Source organism: Sporosarcina sp. P16b (assembly GCF_002743065.1).
GTDB lineage: Bacteria > Bacillota > Bacilli > Bacillales_A > Planococcaceae > Sporosarcina.
The window spans coordinates 521,679-541,839 of the sequence record NZ_PDYO01000002.1 but is presented as its reverse complement, the minus strand read 5'-3'; the positions used below and the strand labels follow the sequence as shown (position 1 = coordinate 541,839).

Sequence of the window (20,161 nt, the reverse complement as noted above, 5' to 3'; positions counted from 1 at the left end):
GTTATATGACGTACTACAATCATTATCGAGGTCAATGGAATTTGAAAAAGCTGCCGCCTGCAAAATACAGACAACAGCTTCAACAAACAGTCTAGGCTTTTTTAAAACTGTCCTTTACAAAGGGTACATTTTAATATCCGCAGGCTTTTTATTATTCAACACGGGGCTTGCCTTGGGCAGAAGCGACTATAAATCCTACCGCGCCAAACACGATTGCAGGCAAAATCCAGCCAATACCTTGTTCATATAATGGTAGGAATTCCAAAATATGTGTAACCGGTACCAGATTGACATTGAATGCACGTAACACATCGAAGAATCCAATAAGACCAGCCGCTAGTAAACCGTAATTATACACTTCATGATAGCCTTTAAATAACGGATGTAACAATCTGAAAGTTATGAGGACAATGGCTAGAGGATACACTCCGACTAGTACAGGAATGGACACTGCAAGCAACTGCGTGAGGCCGACATTCGCAAGTATCATAGAAAACGAACAAATAACAAACACGAATGCTTGATAGGAAATCCTAGGTACGACTTTGGAGAGGTATGTAGCACTAGCGGTTGTCAATCCAACAGATGTTGTTAAGCAAGCTAGTGTTACTGCAAGTCCAAGTAGGTATAATCCGTTATTACCCATCAAAGCATATGCAAGTTTTGCTAAAATATCTCCACCGTTCGTTGCACCTTCCGCTACAGAGCGGCTCGTCATCCCTAAATATGCTAATCCGGCATAGACAAAACTCAGCCCGAGTACTGCGATGGATCCTGCTTTCATCGTAATAGAAGTGATTGCTTTTCTGTCGGTAATACCTTTTGCCTTCACGGCATTAATTACGATAATAGCGAAGACGAGCGCTGCCATTGCATCCATTGTTCCGTAACCTTCAATAAATCCTTTGTAAAAGTAATCTTCTACATAAGATCCTTGTGGCGCGCCTGCTTCACCCACTGGGTTGATCATTCCAATCACGACAATAATTGTTACGATAGCTAGCAATATTGGAGTTAAAATACTTCCGAATCGATCGACAATTTTATTCGGCTTGCAGGAGAGCCAAATCGTCACTGCAAAAAATAAAATGGAAAAGAGCGCCAATGCTAACTTAGAATACGAATCGGGTATAAATGGGGAAACCGCAATTTCAAATGAAACAGTCGCTGTACGAGGAACTCCGAAGAACGGTCCAAGTGCCAAATATATAACGAATGGAAAGAACATGGCGAATACAGGCGACGCTCTTTTGGCTAAATCATTTAATTGATTGCCGCTCATAGTGACTGCAATTATGCCTAGATAGGGAAGACCGACTCCCGTTATTAAAAAACCAGCTAGTGTAATCCATGTTTGCGTTCCAGCTAGTTGACCGAGTAACGGTGGAAAAATCATATTTCCTGCACCGAAAAAGAGAGCAAACATCGTCAGCCCCAGTTTGAACGTATCGAATTTTGTAAATCTATTCATTTGTAATTCCTCCTGAGGTACTTTGAAAAGTGTATGTATTTCGATTATTAATGGCATTTTAATGAAAAGTGCCCATAAAAAAGGATTCTCCTAAGAGAATCCTTTATAAGATTACCCCATAATGTGGTAGCCAGCATCTACATAGATGACTTCACCTGTCACACCAGTCGATAAATTACTTAGCATCGCCACGGTCATATCCGAAACTTCTTCAGGTTTAACGTTACGTTTTAATGGCGCACGTTCCTCAATTTGACTGAGGATTGTATTAAAGGAAGGAACACCTTTTGCGGACAATGTACGAACCGCTCCGGCAGAGATCGCATTTACACGAATGTCTTGTTCACCTAGCTCTGATGCTAAATAGCGTACTGAAGCTTCAAGTGCGGCTTTTGCAACACCCATTACATTATAGCCTTCAAGAACGCGTTCTGCGCCTAAATAACTCATCGTAATGATCGCTCCACCTTCTGTCATATAATGACGGGCTTCACGTGCTGTTGCCACCAATGAATAGGCACTGGAATCTTGCGCGAACGCATATCCATCACGGGTCGTTTCCACGAATGGATTATGCAAATCTTGTTGATGTGCAAATGCAATGGAGTGAACTACCCCGTGGATTACACCAACTTGTTCGCCAATCGTTTTGAAAGCCCGCTCTATACTTTCATCACTATTCACATCACATTGAACAATTTGCGTGGCTGTAAATTCGCTTTTAGCCAATGCTTTTTCTAATTTATCACGAGAGCGATCTTTACGGTATGTGAAAATGACATTCGCACCAACTGAGAATAATGCTTTTGCTACTCCCCAACCAATACTACGTTCATTCGCAACACCCATAATCACAATGTTTTTACCGGATAATTTTAATAAATCTACCATAATAGCCTCCTGAAATCTTATTATTCATTTGATCATATTATACTCTCCATAATAATAACATATAGTGAGGAAGAAGTTATAGATTTTCTAAAAGAACAGAAATAGAATCGGTAAATTAACTGTCAATAAATAAAAATACAGTTGACTTTATAATTATACATACGTATACTTGTCTGTAATGAATAAAGAGGTGATGACGTTGAAGGTTGGAATCGTAGGAGCGTCTGGATACGGTGGCCTAGAGTTAATACGGTTACTACAAAACCATCCGGAAATTGAACAAATTGATTTATTCACTTCCTCAGAAGTGGGGACGGTCTTTTCTCAAAAATATCCACATCTCGTGAATATTCACGATCAATCGATGAAAGCTATAGAACCTGAAAATATTAGCAAGTTAGATACGGTGTTTTTCAGTACACCAGCTGGCGTAACAACTAAGTTACTTCCACCATTGGTGGGTGCAGGTGCTAAATTAATTGACCTATCGGGAGATTTTAGACTGAAAGATCAAGCGGCTTTTGAGCAATGGTATCAAAAAGATGCACCGCCACTTGAACACTTGGAGAAAAGTGTATATGGACTTCCTGAATGGAATAAACATCATATTGCCGATGCGGAAATTATTGCGAATCCAGGGTGTTACCCGACAGCAGTTCTACTATCTTTACTTCCGTTATTGAAAAATAAACTAATTGATGGTAGCCGATTAATAATCGATGCGAAAAGTGGTGTATCTGGTGCGGGGAATAAGCCAAGCCAAGCTACACATTTCAGTGAAACGAATGAAAATTTCTCTATATATAAGATTCATCAGCATCAGCATATACCGGAAATTGAGCAAGCAATGAATACATTTGCTGATCAGCCGGAACCCATTATGTTCACTACGCATCTGGTTCCCATGACAAGAGGTATCATGACGACGAGCTATGCGAAAGTAAATGGACAAGTAACGCAAGAACAGCTTATAAATTGCTTGCAAGAGACATATAAAGATAGTCCGTTTGTTCGGATTTTGACAGATGTGCAAAAGGTTAGCACAAAACAGGTATATGGCTCCAATTATTGCGATATACATGTCAAAGTAGATCCACGCACAAATCAAGCAACGATTATAGCAGTCATTGATAATGTGGTGAAAGGCGCCGCGGGACAAGCTATACAAAATATGAATATCCAATATGGTTTAAATGAAAAAACAGGAATCGATCTCATTCCATTATGGATTTAAACAAGTAATTTGAACACAAGAATTGAGGGGAGCACGATTATGGAAACTATCGAAGGTATGAAGCGCATCTCGCGTAAAAATATTATCTCACCAAAAGGGTTCAAGGCAGTCGGCATTCACTGTGGGCTAAAGCATAAGAAAAATGATTTAGCACTATTAGTCAGCGAAGTGCCAGCGAGTGTTGCGGGTGTCTTCACAACGAATGTAATCCAGGCAGCTCCACTTCAAGTGACAAAGAAAGTTGTCTACGAAACTCAAAAAATGCAAGCGATTGTTATTAATTCTGGTAACGCCAATGCATGTACTGGAAAGCAAGGCATGCGAGACGCAGTGAGTATGCAACGTAAAACTGCAGATCACCTAGGTATTGACCAAAATCTTGTAGGGATTGCGTCAACAGGTGTAATAGGTGAACAAATGAATATGGCACCTTTACTCTCTGGTATCGAAAAACTTCAACCGTTGGATACATTAGAAGGTTCCATTCAATTTTCCCAAGCAATTTTAACTACAGATACCGTAACGAAAAACACTGCATATGCAACGGTGATTGATGATCGTGAAGTAGTAGTTGCGGGTGTTGCAAAAGGTTCGGGAATGATTGAACCGAATATGGCGACGATGCTAGGCTTCATTACAACCGATGCCCATATCGAGTCAGAACATTTACAAACAGCATTAAAAGAAATTACGGATGTAACTTTCAACTCCATTACTGTAGACGGTGATACATCAACGAATGATATGGTACTCGTTATGGCAAACGGACTTGCGGGTAATCATTCATTAACTCCAGATCATCCCGAATGGCAATCTTTCGTCGATGCATTGCATGCCGTATCACGTGATTTGGCAAAAATGATCGCTAAAGATGGGGAAGGTGCTACTAAATTAATTGAAGCAAAAGTGACGGGTGCAGTTTCGGATGAACAAGCGCGCCAAATTGCAAAATCTGTTGTAGGCTCACCACTTGTCAAGACGGCAGTATTTGGCTGTGACGCCAACTGGGGGAGAATCATTGCGGCAGTCGGATATAGCGGTGCGACAATAGATCCTGAAGATATCAAAATCTATATCGGTGACACTGTAGTAGTAGAAAGCGGGGAACCTATTCCGTTTTCAGAAGAAGAGCTGTTGATTTATCTTAAACAACACGAAGTGAAATTTGCAATAGAACTAAACCAGGGAGCTGGTCAGGGAATGGCATGGGGGTGCGATCTTACTTATGACTACGTCCAAATCAACGCAACATACCGCACGTAAACGACAGGTTATTAAACTAGGTGGCAGTATGCTAGACGAGTTAAGTGACGATTTTTTTCAGGGTGTGAAAAAATTACAGCAAGATGGTGTTCAAGTGATTATTGTTCATGGTGGAGGACCGAATATTAATCAAGAGCTTGAAAATCGTGGAGTCACTTCGACTGTAGTTAAAGGATTCCGTGTTACGTCAGCTGAAGCGATTGGTATCGTCCAGTCAATCATGATAGGTCAAGTAAATCCAGCGCTCGTACACCGCTTCAATCACGCGGGAATCAAAGCGATTGGATTAAGCGGGTTCGATGCGAACTTATTTACATGTGATGTCCTGGATTTTGAAACGTATGGTTATGTGGGAGAAATAAAAACAGTTGAAACGGAAGTCTTGGATGCGCTACTAGATGCAGAAATTATTCCTGTTATTTCTTGTATCGGTGCAACGATTTCTGGAGAACCACTAAATGTTAACGCGGATACAGTCGCGAGTCGAATTGCATTAGCTGTCGAGGCAGAAAGTTTATTATTAGTTACGGATACATCGGGAATCCGCATTCAAGATCGTCCTCAAGCAGAAGTGGGACCCCAAGCTATTTATGGCTGGATTGAAACAGAAGATATTTACGGAGGAATGATCCCGAAAGTTATGGCCGCTATCGATTGTCTAGAAGCGGGTATTCCGTCTGTACAAATTGTCTGTCAAAAATTAAAAGGCACGGTCATTACCAATGAGGGGGCAATCGTGTGACGTATTTATTCAATAACTATGCAAGACGCGCGGTACATCTCGTAAAGGGGAAAGGTACCGTAGTAACAGACGATAAAGGGAAGGACTATTTAGACTTTACTAGCGGTATCGCGGTCGTCAGTTTAGGTCATGCTCATCCTGCGATTGTTAAAGCATTACAAGAACAAAGTGAAAAGCTTTGGCATATTTCCAATTTATTCGAAAGTCCAGAGCAAGAAAAACTTGCTGAATCATTGACAAGAGATACAGATCTGTCATATGCGTTATTTTGTAACAGTGGGGCCGAAGCGAATGAAGCTGCGATTAAACTCGCACGTAAACATACAGGCAAGCATCATATCTTATCGTTCAAACAGTCATTCCACGGGAGAACATTTGGCGCAATGGCGGCTACCGGTCAAGATAAAATCCAAAAAGGATTCGGTCCGATGCTAGAGAGTTTTGAAGCATTGCCATTTAATGACGTCGAGGCTTTGAAGCAAGCGACGAACGATAACGTAGCTGCCATCATGCTAGAAGTCATCCAGGCAGAAGGTGGAGTCAATTCTATTGAACCGGCTTTCGCTGAAGCGGTTATGGCCGCATGTAATGAACATAATATTCTCCTCATTATCGATGAAGTGCAGACAGGAATTGGACGCACAGGAACTCGCTATGCCTACGAGCAGACTGCACTAAAACCAGATATCGTCTCACTTGCTAAAGGTCTTGGTGGCGGTTTCCCGATTGGGGCATTGCTAGCTGGCGAAGAGCTGTTCCATACATTCGGACCTGGCACACACGGTACAACCTTTGGGGGTAATCCATTAGCGATCTCAGTTGCCCAAACAGTAGTCGATCATGTATTTGATCCAGCATTCTTAAAGGATGTTCAAGAAAAGTCTGCATATCTGAAGCAACAACTCCAATCAGAACTACCAAAAGATAAATATTCGATTCGTGGTAATGGCTTATTAGTTGGAATTCATTCAAATAATGAAATCGGTTCATACATCCAAGAGGCCGAAAAACAAGGCTTGCTCCTTGTACCTGCTGGAACGAATGTCATTCGTCTATTACCACCATTGACGGTTTCAAAAGAAGAAATCGACCAGGCAGTGGCGATATTAAAAAATATATTGGTTTAAGAAATATTTGAATTAAAGTAGTCTGTGAACTGCTATTCAGTAAACAAAAGATCTCCCTTGAAGTCTAAATGCTTCAAGAGAGATCTTTTTTGCGTGGGTGTAAGTTCAGGTCAGATGTAAACTAATTACAATTCAAACATCGATGAATAGCAACCAGTAATAACTACGTCCTTGCTGACTATACTACTCCATTACACTTATTCCTTTAAAAGTTTTTCGAAAGAAAATCATATCCATTTTTCGAATTCTTTCTATACAAAGAATTATTGCTCAGGTATAGTTAAGGCAAAACTACCTAAGAGAATGGAAGTGTCCTAGAATTGAAAAAGATAAGTGCAATAGTGCTAACGATGATGCTAGTCCTATTGGCAATCCCAACGAATTCACTTGCCACCGTCTTCCAAGATGTACGTCCTCAGCACTCAGCAGCTGAAGAAATACAATACCTAGTTGAAAATGATATTATCATAGAAAAACCGAACGCCAAATACCGTGTAAACGAACCAATCACACGTCTCGAAGCCTCAGGAATGATCCAACGCGCACTAAAAATCTCTGTAGATAATAGACCAGAAGTAAAGCTGTCAGACGTAAAGCAGTCTCACCCACATTACCCACTGATCGCCACAATGGTCGATGAAGGTATTTTTATGGGTAACGAGAAAAATGAATTTCAACCGTATGGCAATTTGAAACGTGGACAGATGGCAGCGGTATTCGTTCGGGCATTCAACTTGACGGGTAATTCGACATATCGATTCCGTGATGTACCTGCAACATACTGGGGGTTATCCGATATACAAAAATTATCTGTAAATGCCATTACGACAGGCTATTTAGATAACACTTTTAAGCCGAATCAAACATTAACACGTGGGCACTTTGCAGTATTTCTTGCACGAATTCTTGAGCCAGACTTCAGAGAACAATCTGCTTGTTATAAGCCGAATAACACACCAGTGCAAACAGTGAATGTTCCTGTTACAACACTGTGGAAAGAGCCAGGAAAATCACGAACAGTTGATGCTTACGCAATAAATAAATCGCCTGATATCACGAAATGGGTTGCAGCGATGAGTTTGCGTGAAAAACAATGGCTAGTAGGTAAATTAGAAACTCAAGCAATATATGGTCAAACAGTAAAAGTCCTGCAGACAAAAGGTGACTGGGTTCAAGTAGCAGTAGTGGACCAAAAGTCTCCTAAAAACGCAGCAGGTTATCCAGGATGGATGCTGAAAAATCATTTAACGACAGTATATCCTAACTATGCAACATGCGACACAGCCATGGTGGCGACGAAATCAGCCGCACTTACGATTGATGAAAATGGCAAGCAGCCTTTTCGTTCAATTAGCTTCAACACAACATTGCCTATTGTAAACGTCATGGATAATAAACTTGCTGTTCAGACACCTGCTGACGGAGTGAAGTATATTGATAAAAGTGCAGTGAAAATAGTAAGAGCGGATGGTGTCATGCCAAAGCCAACAACACAGCAAATCATGGAAACAGCCAAGCTCTTTGACGGATTAACATATCTATGGGCAGGAACTTCGGGATTTGGTTTGGATTGTTCTGGATTCACGTACTCTGTCTATCGGCAGCATGGTATTGATATACCACGTGATGCATCCGTGCAAGCACTGAATGGAACGTTGGTACAGAAGAAAGATTTACAACCCGGTGACCTACTGTTCTTTGCCTATAATAAAGGAAAAGGAATTATTCATCATGTAGGGATGTACGCGGGGAACGGACAAATGATCCATGCTCCAAATCCCAAACGGACTGTAGAGATCATTCCAATGACTGCGGAACCGTATAAATCAGAATATGTTTCAGCTAGAAGATATGTAAAATGAGGAAAACGTACAGACAATGATGTCTGTACGTTTTTAGTGTCTCGTACTTTAATGAAAGGCATATACACGAAAAGCTAATGTAAAAATAGAATGAGTAAAGTAGTACACCCATGAGGAAGTAATATGTTACCAAACAAGATAGGATATACTTTTTGATATCCAAATATTACGAATAATCACACTTCAAAAAAGAAACATTAAGACCTTTCTCATAATTTATGATATAGTAATTATATAGTATAAAAGGACCTAAAGAGGTGACGTGATTGGAAAAGCTTTTAAGAACATCTTCTGCACGTAATGCGCTTAAAAAAGTAGAACGGGTCACAAAACGCATTCAGCCATTAATAGAAAACGAACAATCATTTACTTTGAATTATCATGTACTTCATCAATTATTGGATGAACAGCTGGAAGAAGATGAATACTTTGTCATTGTGGATGAAATGGGTCGAAGCTATATTCATACTAATCGGTTATGGGAAGGTACAGTATTTTCCGATGCCATTGGCTTGCGTGCTGCAAATACAACCAAGCCGTTACTGCAAGTGTATGATAGAAAATCCGGTGAGCGACTTATCGATGCGGCTATGCCGATTATTCAAGTAGGAAACAGGCAATTCACACTGCGATTAGGCAGAATAAATCATCAGAGATTTATTCTATATGGAGCGACTTTAGCTGTTGTATTGCCGGCTTTAGCCATGGGGACACTTGCGAATATATTTAATCTATCTATCCTACAGGTCATTGCATTTGTTAGTACGTCTTTACTTCTTACGGGTATTTTCACATCTGTTCTTTATAAGATGGTTATGAAAGGTGTACGGTCTTGGCGCAAAGTCACAAGGAAAATTTCATCGGGTGACCTAACAGCCGAAGTAACTGCAAAATCTAGATCTGAATTTAATCAAATTGGTTTTGAAATTAATAAAATCGTGATTGGGACAAAGAATATCGTCACGGAACTCGACCGCTCCTCTGAAATCGTGGATCAAATTAGTAAAGTGCAGGCTTCGGAAGCGGGTCGATTATCAAATGTCTTCACTTCATATGGAGAAACTATGCAAAACTTCCAAGGTGGAACAGAGCAACAACTATCTTCACTGCAATCCGCCAATGCGATGGTTCAAACGATGATGACAGGAATTCGGGAAATGGAATTGCGCATACAGCAAACACTTTCCAAGTCCGAAAATGCGTCGATTGCTGCAACAGAAGGTAGTCAAGCAATTGAAGAAACAGAGGAAAAGATGCGGCAAATCAATGAAGCCGTTCACGAATCTTCACGAAAAATTATGCAGGTCGCTGAGGATATCAATCAAGTCATTCAAAAAGTTTCTCTTATTACGAAAATCGCTGAACAAACGAACTTATTAGCACTCAATGCCTCCATTGAAGCAGCAAGAGCCGGAGAAGCGGGGAGTGGATTCTCAGTCGTGGCAAACGAAGTTCGTAAACTAGCCGAAGAAACGAATGCATTCGCAAACGATGTTGTGCGAACGTTAGAACAAACAAATAACGAAGTGAAAATTGCGGTACAACATGTAGAATCGAATGCGGATACTATTGATGAAGGCGTAGAAATCGTCAAAGTAGCCGGACAATCGATCCATTATATGAATGACGCTGTAGTAGATACAAAGGCAGCCGTTACAAACAATAGTCTTCACGCGGAAGAATTAATCAAAGACGGTGAGCAAATCGAAAAAATTATTGAACAAATTACTAAGATCTCTGAACAATTCACAGAAAGTGTCATTCAAACAGTAGCCGGTATGGATGAACAAGTAGAGGGAATCCAGCAGTTGGCAAGTGATGCCGGCAAACTAACAGACGAAGCCACAGCGTTAAGTCGTATCGTCCACCGCTTTACTTTTTGATCTTCATTTAAAATAGTAAAGGAAAATCAGTAAACTAAAACAAAGACACCTCCAAATTATTGGAATGTATCTTTGTTTTTTTGATCGACTAAAATAGTAGCTTTCTAACTTTGAATTAAACACTAGGCTGCATACTATGTTTTTTATATTGACGAGCTTCGTCTTTACGCTTCTGCTGTAAACGGAGGAATATATTATTTCCTAACAGCGCTGCAATGATAAATAGTGTGCCAATATAATCGAAAATCGTTAGCTGATATCCTTGTATATATGAAATCACTAGTGTAGTCACCGGTACAAAATTAATAAACAATAAACCATTTAATGGAGACAAAATACGTACGCCCACATTCCAACCTACTAATGCAATAATGCCTGGAAATATAATCATAAACAACATATGGGGTGTTACCACTTGTAATGTTGTCACAGTTGGGACAGAAATATAACCTGTCAATGTTACGAAGAAGACTATTATGCTAGCAGTTACTGTACCAAGTAAACAGCTTAACGTAGAATAACGCAACGCCGACCATTCACTGAAACGATTCCCACCCATTGTATAAATTACCCAGCCGATTACCGCAATGAAGATTAGTAATGAAGGTACAATGTCGTCTGTTGCCGTGAAGAATGTACGTAAGTCACCTTTTGTGATGACAAGCATTACACCAACAAATGCAGTAAACACACAAGCGAGCGTGAAGCCATGTGGTTTCTGTCTACTAATCACCCATACAAGAACAATAGAAATCATCGGCATCATGGCCTCTGAAATAGACGCCACCATAGTTCCAGGTTGTCCCATTAGATCTTGTCCCCAGAAAATTAAAAGGTTATAGACAACGAATGCCATCGTGCCGAAGAACCAAAGGGATAACCCCCTCTTCTCAAAGCGGAAAGCTCGTTTACCTTCTTTAAACCATAGTATGACAACAAGTAGTAATGTTACTGAAATATAACGAATTAATGTAAAATAGAACGGGTCGATATTTTTGAATGCACTATTGGCAACTGGGAACATTGCTCCCCATGACACACTGGCTAAAAAGCACAGAAACGCTCCCCAGATAATTTTGTTTTTCAACTAGTTTAACCTCCTTGAAGTACTATCTCTAGTAAACACTATATTAGACATCACGTAAAACGAATAATACTGATGACAACTATCGATTTTATTGATACCATGTATATAAGAGGATTTTAGTAGGAGGGTTCTTATGGAATTTAAAGACTTAGAGATATTTCAGATGGTCGCAGAGAAGGGAACGATCACAGCGGCTGCTAAAGAATTACGCTATGTACAGTCAAATATCACGTCCCGAATACAAAAGCTCGAATCGGAACTAAAGACCCCATTATTTAACCGACACAACCGTGGAATGATCTTGACACCTGAAGGGAAACGACTTCTCATTTACAGCGAGAAGATATTATCACTAACCAATGAAATGAGAAAAGTCGTGCAAAATGACAAAGAGCCTTCGGGAAAGCTTGAGCTAGGATCGGTAGAAACTGTCATCAAATTACCTATTATTCTATCGAGATATAATAAAAAATATAAGCAAGTCGATATTTCACTATTGACAGGTGTAACAGAAGGATTGCAGTTTAAAGTTCTAAACCATCAGCTTGATGGAGCTTTTATATCGGAAGGAACGACGCATCCCGACCTAGCTGTACACGATGTTCTTGAAGAAGAACTTGTGTTACTTTCGAGTAAACCGTTTCAATCGATAGAAGATATTAAAGATGAGCCAATTCTTTGTTTCAGAAAGGGTTGTGGTTATCGGGCGCGTTTAGAGTCGTGGCTTGAAGATGAGCGGTTTAAGCCAACGAAAATGATGGAGTTCGGAACACTGGAGACGATTCTTGGAAGTGTGGCAGCAGGATTAGGTGTAACATTCGTTCCGAGATCAACTGTTTCTCATCTTCTAGATCAAGGTTTAGTCTATTGCTATCATTTGCCATCGAAATACAGTCAGATTAAAACGGTTTTTGTACGACGTGCTGATTCCTATTTAACACCGACTATTGCTAAGTTCATAAAAGTTATTGATGAATTCAGAGAAAAAACAGATGAGCAATTTCAAAAGTCGACACAAATTTGACCTGCATAGCGTGTTCCGTATGGTACGATATAGGGTAGTTATGAATATAGAATTAGGGGTGTCACTAGATGAACTATACGAATCAAACAACACCGCACGCGAATTTTAAAAAACGGAACTACCGTCCGGCGATTATCATTATTTCAGTCATTCTTATCGGTGCGATTGGCATCTTAGCAGGTATGCCAGGTGTAGAGAATTTCACAGCATTCGATATTACGATTTTACCTTTATTGAATGCCATATTTAACAGTTTCACTTTTTTGTTTCTCGTATGTGCCTTAGTTGCGATCTTGAAGAAAAATGTCAAACTGCATGAACGCTTTATCTATGCAGCATTTGGCACAACCGCTTTATTTTTAGTGACGTATGTCGCATATCATTTTTTATCGGAGTCTACACCATTTGGCGGCAGTGGTTTCTTGGCTGGGTTCTATTACTTCATCCTGTTTTCACACATCGTGTTAGCTGCTGCAATCGTTCCGTTAGCACTAACAAGTGTAGCAAGAGCATGGAATATGGAGATCCCACGTCACCGCAGAATTGCACGTTGGACAATGCCTATTTGGTTATATGTTAGTTTCACCGGGGTACTTGTGTATATCTTGATTTCACCTTATTATTAAGTAACCAGATAAATAGCGTAGGGCATCAGTCAAAAGTGGATGAATGACTGATGCTCTTTTTTACAATAGGGTAATCTGAATAGTCAAACTAAGTGAAGGGACGTGCTGTAATGAAAACTCCAAATTTTATGTCAGATGAATCATTTGACGAAGTGTTTAAACAAGAATCTGATCTTATCAATGAGCAATTAAATAAAGAAATTCTACTAGCAATGGTGGGCGACGTTAATGCAGGAAAGTCATCTACACTAAATCGTCTTATGCAAAAAGATGTTGCGGAAGTGGGTGCGCAACCCGGTGAAACGAAGGAAGTTAAAAAGTTTTATTACACGGACAATATACTATTTGTTGATACACCCGGTCTTGATGATATCTATCAAGAACATTCAAATGAGACGCTGAAATTTTATAATCAAGCAGATGTGATTTTATTCTTCTTGAATGCAGCAGGTACTGTATTGTCAGATACGGAACTAAAGTCATTAAATAAGATTGCTACACTCAACAAGAAAATCATTCTCGTGCTCAATAAAATAGATGCAGCCGATGATATTCCAAGTTTAGTGAACTATGTTTTGGAGCATACTGGGTTTGCTTATCCGGTTATTCCAATCTCTTCGAAGACAGGAGAGCAAATGGAGTTCCTGCAAAAAGAGATCCTTCAGCAATTAAAAGAAGCAAATAAAGATCTATTACTCGCAGCAAACATGGCGGATAAGTCATCGATTGCCAAACGATGGATTCTCGCAGCCGGTGCATCAGCGGCTACGATTGGAGCAGTACCCATTCCAGGAGCTGACTTTATCCCATTGACGACATTGCAAGTGGGCCTCATGTTGAAGCTATCGACATTGTATGGAAAACCGATTACAAAAGACCATGCGAAAGAGTTGATCATTGCAACGATTGTAGGAAATATCGGGAAAACAGCATTTCGACAAATTGTTAAAGTGATTCCCGGCGCAGGAATGGTCGTTGCTGCGAGTGTTGCAGGTTCTATGACAGTTGCGCTAGGATATGCAGTGAAATACATGTATGAAAATAATATGGAACTCACACCAGACACATTGAAAAAAGTATATGAACTATTTTTGAAAAAACAAAAGTAAAAAGGGGCGGGATGTATGGAGTGGTTTAACTACGCAACATTTGTGGTCGCTTTACTAGCTGGTTTGTATTCGATGGAAAGTATGAAAAGAAATAAGGAATTGGAAGATCGGGTAGAAGAGTTAGAGAAGAAAAATACAGCTGAGCTAGACAAGCATCGGTTATAGGAAGAGGATTATATGAAAAATGAATGTCCGATTTGCCTGGGGAATAATTTATGTGGTACTTCAACCGAGAGTAATGAGCATTGCTGGTGTACAAAGAAGATTTTCCCGGAAGAAGTGTTTCGGCAAATACCAGAAGAACATCTTTATAAACAGTGTATATGTGAAATGTGTTTGATCCGTATTACTAAAATAGAACAGGCAAGCAAAAGGTCTATGAACCTCTAGCTTGCCTGTTTTTTATTCGGCTTCAAACGAACGTGTGGAAAGCTCCTTCTCGTAAATGAACAATGCGTTCTTATCTTCACGGATCCGCTTCAAATACTCGATATGTCTATCGAAGGTTGCTTCTTCTTCTACTTGTTCGTCAAGGAACCAGTTCAGGAAGGAAATCGTTGCGTGCTCTTTTTCTTCCCAGGCCATATCCATGATTTGATAGAATGATTTGGTTACTTCTTTTTCTTGTACTAATGCCACTTCAAACGTGTGTACCAAGTTATCAAAAGAAGTAGCTGGTGCAGGTGTTTCTGTAATAATCGCACGGATTCCACGATCATTCAAATAAGAATAGATTTTCATTGCGTGATGCCGCTCTTCTTCTACTTGTTGTAGAAAGAAGTGCGCAAATCCGCTGTAATTTCGATATTCACAGTAAGATGCCATGGATAAGTAAGTTTGTGCCGCGGCAAATTCATTATTCATTTGTTCATTCAAAGCTTGTGCTAATTTTTCGCTAATCATGTGTATCGCCCCTTTTCTGATGGTAACGTAACTAGCGTAATGTATGTCATGTCCGCTGTTTACAGTATACCCGTAAACGACATGATTTGCATGCCAGATATTTAATTGGATACTTATTACGATCTACTGATATACTTATAAGTGAAATAAGATGAGTGTTTTTACATAATGAGAAGGAAGGTTATCACTTGAAACAGTATACGATCCCTGCATTGGATGTATCTGCAGGAGCGGAAGCGAAGGCGTATGTAGACACATTGACGAAACCTATCGGAAGTTTAGGAAAGCTTGAAGAAATCGTGGTCACATTAGCCGAGATACAAGGTCGAAAACTGCCTAGCATAAACCAACTAGGTGTACTGGTATTTGCAGCAGATCATGGAATTGTGGAAGAGGGGATTTCGGCATTTCCTCAACTAGTTACTCGTCAAATGGTACAGAATATGGCAGTAGGTGGTGCGGCAATCAATGTATTCAGCAGACAGCAGCAAGCAGAATTTTCATTGGTTGATGTGGGTGTAATAGGGGATGTATTTGCAGAACCCGTGATAGACCGGAAGATTCGACAAGGGTCGGAGAACTTTCTACATACCGAGGCAATGACTCAAGAAGAAGTAGAAAAAGCACTGGAAATCGGTTATGAAGAAGCGATTGCGCTATTTGAAAAAGGTGTTGATTTTCTAGTAGTAGGGGAAGTAGGAATCGGTAATACTACGACAAGCAGTGCTGTAGTGGCGGCTATTACAGGGCTAGATCCGGCAGAGTTGGTTGGTTACGGAACCGGAATATCATCTGATCAACATCTTCATAAAATTAAAGTAGTACGGGAGGCACTAGCTCTTCATCAGCCAAATCCTTCAGATGGCTTTGACGTGCTTCGTAAGGTGGGTGGTCTAGAATTGGCCGCGATGGTAGGTGCAATGCTCGCGGCAGCATCTAAACGCATCCCGATTATCTTAGACGGCTTTATCTCGACTGCTGCAGCTTGCGTAGCGGAGACCATAAGCAAAGGCGCAGCTGGATATATGTTGCTCGGTCATCAATCGATGGAACCAGGGCATCAAAAGGCATTTCAATACTTAGAAAAAGAACCTATTTTGTCCTTGTCCATGCGATTAGGGGAAGGTACAGGCGCAGCAGTTGCATGTAGTATCATTCAATCCGCTGTTTTGATGGTCAATGAAATGGCTACATTTGAAAGTGCCGGTGTTTCAGGGAAAAGTTAATGAAAAAGGGAAGAGTGAGTAGCGATGCTCATTCTTCCCTTTTTATTATTCAGTTATCTCAACTGTTTCAACGGATGGACCGAGTATTTCCTCGCCTTCCTCTTCATCATCAGCAGAGTGGCTAATAATGCTGGAAAGTACATGAACCCGTAAAATTATCCCTTCAATTCGGTTCGTTTCATCTACGACAACAAGTGGATATTTAGAAACTAGTACACGCGGAATAATATCTTGAACATATTCCTCCGGATTTGCTGTCAAGACATCGGTTGTCATCACTTCCTCTAACGTTTTCTTCTTTTTCACGCCTTCGATCGCGCCATCTATTGTTACCAATCCAAGCAACTGTCGTTCTCGATTCGTAATGAAGACACTGGAAATACCGTGCTCCTCCATATTCTTAATCGCCACATGCAAGCCATCTTTGCCGTTCATGACACTTAGTGGTTTAGACATAATATTCATTGCTTGTAACACTTTTGAGCGATCAATTTCACGAGTGAAGTCAATGATATAATCGTTTGCGGGTGTTTCCAATAACTCTTCCGGTGTACCGATTTGCTCTACGTGACCATCTTTCATAACTGCCACACGATCACCGATACGGAATGCTTCGTTGACATCATGCGTGATAAAGATAATCGTTTTTTGAAGACGTGTCTGGATATCTAGAAGTTCCATTTGCATCTCTCTTCGTATGAGTGGGTCAAGAGCACTGAACGGCTCATCCATCAACAGAATATCCGGATCATTCGTCAAGGCGCGGGCAATACCCACACGTTGACGCATCCCACCTGATAATTCATCAGGATATTGATTTTCATACCCTTTCAGGCCAACCGTATTGATATGCTTTTGTGCGATATCGCGACGCTCGCTTTTCGATAAACCGCGAATTTCCAGACCGTATTCAATGTTCTCAATAACCGTTCTATGACTAAATAAACCAAAGTGCTGGAAGACCATTGCGACTTTCTTCTGACGGAAAAATTTTAACTGCTCTTTATTATAATTGACAATATTCTCACCATCTACATAAATCGCACCTGATGTAGGTTTGTTCAATAAATTGAAGCAACGGATAAGTGTTGATTTACCACTGCCGGATAGCCCCATAATTACGAAAGTTTCACCTTCCATGATTTCCATATTGGCGTTATAGACACCTACTGTATGTCCAGTCTTTTCGAGGATATCGCGCTTAGAAGCTCCTTTTTCAATCATAGGAATGACTTTTTTAGGGCGAGGACCAAAGATCTTGGTGACATTTTCTACTTTAATTTTAACGGTCATGCTGATCTCCTCCCTGTACTTTGTAGGCGGTCTGCTACTCCATTGGTCAAACGGTCAATAATTATCGCTAAGAACACGATACTGATACCTGCTTCAAATCCTAATGATATATTGATTTGATTGATCGAGAATAGTACACGTTCACCTAATCCGTGAGCACCAACCATTGAACCAACAACAGCCATTGATAAAGCCATCATCGTAGTTTGGTTGATACCTGCCATCATAGTAGGTAATGCTTGAGGTAATTGTACTTTTACTAACATTTGGTTACGAGAAGATCCGAAAGATTCTGCTGACTCAATCACTTCAGAATCCACGTTTCGGATGCCGAGCTCTGTTAGACGAATAACTGGTGGTAATGCGTAAATGATGGTCGCAATAATTGCGGGAACATTCCCAAGAGGGAAGAAGAATATTACAGGTATTAAGTAGACAAATGTAGGCATTGTCTGCATAGCATCTAATAGAGGACGAATGATGACGGAAAATGTTTTGCTAAAAGCCATCAAGATGCCCACTGGAATGCCGATCGCCAGGGATAGTACAACAGATATGACAATAATAGCGACTGTTGTCATCGTATCTTCCCATAAATTGAAGGAACCAATCAAAAAGATAAAGGCGGCAAACATGATGCCGTTCAAAATGGAATTTAAATACCAACCAAGCAGGAATACCACAATCATGATAGCCCACCAAGGTGTAGCGAGTAGTGCTGTTTCAATAGTTCGGATTGTAGTGGAGGCAATCGTGAAGATGAAATCAAATAGCCAGCCAAAATTCATTGCAAGAAAATCAATAAACTTTTCGACATAATCTCCTATAGGTATTCTGATGTTAGGGAATTCATTCATAGGCAGTAAGCTAGGTCGTACTAGCTTGTCCCTCTCTTTCTCTAGGTTTAGTAATAATACAAAAGAAAAGGGGTGGAGCGGAAAGCGCCCACCCCAGCAAATCCAAAAATGTATTACAGTGCTGCTTTAACTTTCTCAGCAATATCCTCTGGTACCCATGAAGTCCAGAGATCTTCATGTTCTTTCATAAACCATTTTGCGGTATCTTCTGGACTAGCTTCATTTTCACCCATATACTCTAACGCTTCTTCTGTTAGTGCACTGCTAGTTTCGTAATGGCTCAAGAACTCTACTACTTCAGGAGCTTGTGTTTTCAAATCTTTATGCACACTGACGTAGACATCATTAGGAGGAAATTCACCAGACTTATCTTTATCCCAAGCCTCTTGATCAAAAGGCTCGTCCTCTAATAGTGTTAAGTCATATGTTGCAGTCACCCAAGTAGGAGACCAGTAATAACCAACCCATGGCTCACCTTTTTTATATGCACTAGCTAAGTCAGCTACGATGGATGAGTCAGAGCCAGGAGCTAAGTACGTATACTTTTCATCTAAACCATACGTAGTTAATTTTTCATCCAAGTGTTTACTGACCAACCAGCTAGATGGTGCACCGATGATACGTCCCTTATCTTTGTTTTCAGGATCTCGAAATAATTCAGGATACTTTTCTAAGTCTTTTATTGTTTTCAAATCAGGAGCTACCGCTTCGATGTTACGCTCTGGATCGCCTTTAATTACGTATGTAGGAACATACAGGCCTTGAGAGTTATCGTCGAAGTTTGTTGAAACTGTTTCGATATCTCCGCTGTCGACTGCCTTTGTATACGCCTCACCCAAGTTATCAGACCAAACTTCTGTATAAACTTGTAGATCACCTTGTTGTAACGCTTGCAGTGTTGCAGGAGAAGTACCGTTTATTACTTCCGTATCATAGCCATAGCCTTCTTCTAAAATAATCTGTGCAATGCTGTTGTGGATTCGAATACTATCCCATCCTGCATCTGCCAGTTTAATCGTACTTATTGAATCTTTACTATCACTGTTACCGCACGCTGTCAAAAGTACTACTGTTAGAATGGATAAAAACAACATAAACTTTCTCAAAAAATCAAATCCTTTCTCTTTATAATTTTTTCATCACGGAATGCTGTTTTTTTGCTTGAATATCTTAAAAGAAACCACAAGAAAAAATATGTAGATAGTTGAAGATATCGAGGGAAAATAATCATTTTTTCGCGATACTATTACACGAGTTTACAGGATAATTAAATTAATATCAATTTAATTATTTAGATAACTTGTAACTTTATGCAATTTTAAATAGATTATTAGAGTTTTTTGTAATGAAAAAAGTAAATGTTGTTAGATTGGTCGTGGTGAGTAAACTTAGGTGATAACCTATGAGGGGTATAGGCTCATGCTTTGTCGAATAGTAGGAGAAAGTGATACTATATGGTATGCTGATTACATATAACAAAAGTGTTTTATCGTACGCGAGGTTTATTTATGCACTTCGGACAAATCTTTGTAACAGTTTCTAAGGAATTGTCATGATTTTTTG

20 protein-coding genes are annotated in these 20,161 nt (G+C 40.0%); 13 read left to right on the top strand and 7 right to left on the bottom strand.

The window, feature by feature from the left end; translation table 11 throughout:
• Window positions 1-95: IS3 family transposase (locus CSV77_RS17340; protein ID WP_369802738.1), on the top strand; the 95-nt coding region annotated here is incomplete at its 5' end.
• A gap of 56 nt (window positions 96-151) precedes the next feature.
• Here the strand turns inward: CSV77_RS17340 and brnQ are convergent.
• Window positions 152-1,471, bottom strand: coding sequence for a branched-chain amino acid transport system II carrier protein (gene brnQ, locus CSV77_RS05710; RefSeq protein ID WP_099672621.1), 1,320 nt, complete (start codon window positions 1,469-1,471; stop codon window positions 152-154).
• 111 nt (window positions 1,472-1,582) lie between these two features.
• Window positions 1,583-2,362, bottom strand: coding sequence for an enoyl-ACP reductase FabI (locus tag CSV77_RS05705; RefSeq protein WP_099672620.1), 780 nt, complete (start codon window positions 2,360-2,362; stop codon window positions 1,583-1,585).
• A gap of 193 nt (window positions 2,363-2,555) precedes the next feature.
• Between CSV77_RS05705 and argC the strand changes: the two genes are divergently transcribed.
• From argC to CSV77_RS05675, 6 genes are all read left to right on the top strand, one after another.
• Window positions 2,556-3,596 (top strand): N-acetyl-gamma-glutamyl-phosphate reductase, encoded by a 1,041-nt coding sequence (argC, locus tag CSV77_RS05700; protein ID WP_233212177.1) that lies wholly within the window; start codon window positions 2,556-2,558, stop codon window positions 3,594-3,596.
• Window positions 3,597-3,635: 39 nt separating this feature from the next.
• The gene (argJ, locus tag CSV77_RS05695) at window positions 3,636-4,859 is read left to right on the top strand and encodes a bifunctional ornithine acetyltransferase/N-acetylglutamate synthase (RefSeq protein WP_199171270.1); all 1,224 of its coding nucleotides are present in this window, start codon (window positions 3,636-3,638) and stop codon (window positions 4,857-4,859) included.
• On the top strand, window positions 4,822-5,601 hold the full coding sequence (argB, locus tag CSV77_RS05690) for an acetylglutamate kinase (RefSeq protein ID WP_099672618.1): 780 nt from the start codon (window positions 4,822-4,824) through the stop codon (window positions 5,599-5,601). The genes argJ and argB overlap by 38 nt, the downstream gene beginning before the upstream one ends.
• Entirely contained in the window at window positions 5,598-6,728 is a 1,131-nt protein-coding gene (locus CSV77_RS05685) for an acetylornithine transaminase (protein WP_099672617.1), read from the top strand. Before argB ends, CSV77_RS05685 begins: the two co-directional genes overlap by 4 nt.
• A gap of 320 nt (window positions 6,729-7,048) precedes the next feature.
• Window positions 7,049-8,590: an NlpC/P60 family protein gene (locus tag CSV77_RS05680; RefSeq protein WP_099672616.1), complete on the top strand. Its 1,542-nt coding sequence runs from the start codon at window positions 7,049-7,051 to the stop codon at window positions 8,588-8,590.
• A gap of 266 nt (window positions 8,591-8,856) precedes the next feature.
• Window positions 8,857-10,473: a methyl-accepting chemotaxis protein gene (locus tag CSV77_RS05675; RefSeq protein ID WP_099672615.1), complete on the top strand. Its 1,617-nt coding sequence runs from the start codon at window positions 8,857-8,859 to the stop codon at window positions 10,471-10,473.
• A gap of 115 nt (window positions 10,474-10,588) precedes the next feature.
• Here the strand turns inward: CSV77_RS05675 and CSV77_RS05670 are convergent, their stop codons facing one another.
• Entirely contained in the window at window positions 10,589-11,560 is a 972-nt protein-coding gene (locus CSV77_RS05670; RefSeq protein WP_099672614.1) for a DMT family transporter, read from the bottom strand.
• Between the two features lie 133 nt (window positions 11,561-11,693).
• On the opposite strand from CSV77_RS05670, the gene CSV77_RS05665 reads away from it, so the two are divergent.
• The 5 genes from CSV77_RS05665 (at window position 11,694) to CSV77_RS05650 (ending at window position 14,709) form a co-directional block, all read left to right on the top strand.
• The gene (locus CSV77_RS05665; RefSeq protein WP_099672613.1) at window positions 11,694-12,584 is read left to right on the top strand and encodes a LysR family transcriptional regulator; all 891 of its coding nucleotides are present in this window, start codon (window positions 11,694-11,696) and stop codon (window positions 12,582-12,584) included.
• 68 nt (window positions 12,585-12,652) lie between these two features.
• On the top strand, window positions 12,653-13,210 hold the full coding sequence (locus CSV77_RS05660) for a DUF420 domain-containing protein (protein ID WP_099672612.1): 558 nt from the start codon (window positions 12,653-12,655) through the stop codon (window positions 13,208-13,210).
• Window positions 13,211-13,320: 110 nt separating this feature from the next.
• A complete protein-coding gene (locus tag CSV77_RS05655) occupies window positions 13,321-14,319 on the top strand; it encodes a YcjF family protein (RefSeq protein ID WP_099672611.1) in 999 nt (332 codons plus the stop codon).
• Window positions 14,320-14,334: 15 nt separating this feature from the next.
• Window positions 14,335-14,484, top strand: coding sequence for a hypothetical protein (locus CSV77_RS16875; RefSeq protein WP_158231548.1), 150 nt, complete (start codon window positions 14,335-14,337; stop codon window positions 14,482-14,484).
• A 12-nt stretch (window positions 14,485-14,496) separates the two neighbouring features.
• Entirely contained in the window at window positions 14,497-14,709 is a 213-nt protein-coding gene (locus CSV77_RS05650; protein WP_099631410.1) for a cysteine-rich CWC family protein, read from the top strand.
• A gap of 12 nt (window positions 14,710-14,721) precedes the next feature.
• Here the strand turns inward: CSV77_RS05650 and CSV77_RS05645 are convergent, their stop codons facing one another.
• Window positions 14,722-15,222, bottom strand: coding sequence for a ferritin (locus CSV77_RS05645; protein WP_099631411.1), 501 nt, complete (start codon window positions 15,220-15,222; stop codon window positions 14,722-14,724).
• A 188-nt stretch (window positions 15,223-15,410) separates the two neighbouring features.
• Here CSV77_RS05645 and cobT point away from each other — a divergent pair, with 188 nt between their 5' ends.
• A complete protein-coding gene (gene cobT, locus CSV77_RS05640) occupies window positions 15,411-16,448 on the top strand; it encodes a nicotinate-nucleotide--dimethylbenzimidazole phosphoribosyltransferase (RefSeq protein ID WP_099631412.1) in 1,038 nt (345 codons plus the stop codon).
• Between the two features lie 45 nt (window positions 16,449-16,493).
• Here the strand turns inward: cobT and CSV77_RS05635 are convergent, their stop codons facing one another.
• The 3 genes from CSV77_RS05635 to CSV77_RS05625 form a co-directional block, all read right to left on the bottom strand.
• The gene (locus tag CSV77_RS05635) at window positions 16,494-17,741 is read right to left on the bottom strand and encodes a quaternary amine ABC transporter ATP-binding protein (RefSeq protein WP_099672610.1); all 1,248 of its coding nucleotides are present in this window, start codon (window positions 17,739-17,741) and stop codon (window positions 16,494-16,496) included.
• Window positions 17,738-18,529: an ABC transporter permease gene (locus CSV77_RS05630; RefSeq protein ID WP_369802734.1), complete on the bottom strand. Its 792-nt coding sequence runs from the start codon at window positions 18,527-18,529 to the stop codon at window positions 17,738-17,740. Before CSV77_RS05630 ends, CSV77_RS05635 begins: the two co-directional genes overlap by 4 nt.
• Window positions 18,530-18,711: 182 nt before the next feature.
• A complete protein-coding gene (locus tag CSV77_RS05625) occupies window positions 18,712-19,704 on the bottom strand; it encodes an ABC transporter substrate-binding protein (protein WP_099672608.1) in 993 nt (330 codons plus the stop codon).
• Between the last annotated feature and the right edge of the window lie 457 nt (window positions 19,705-20,161).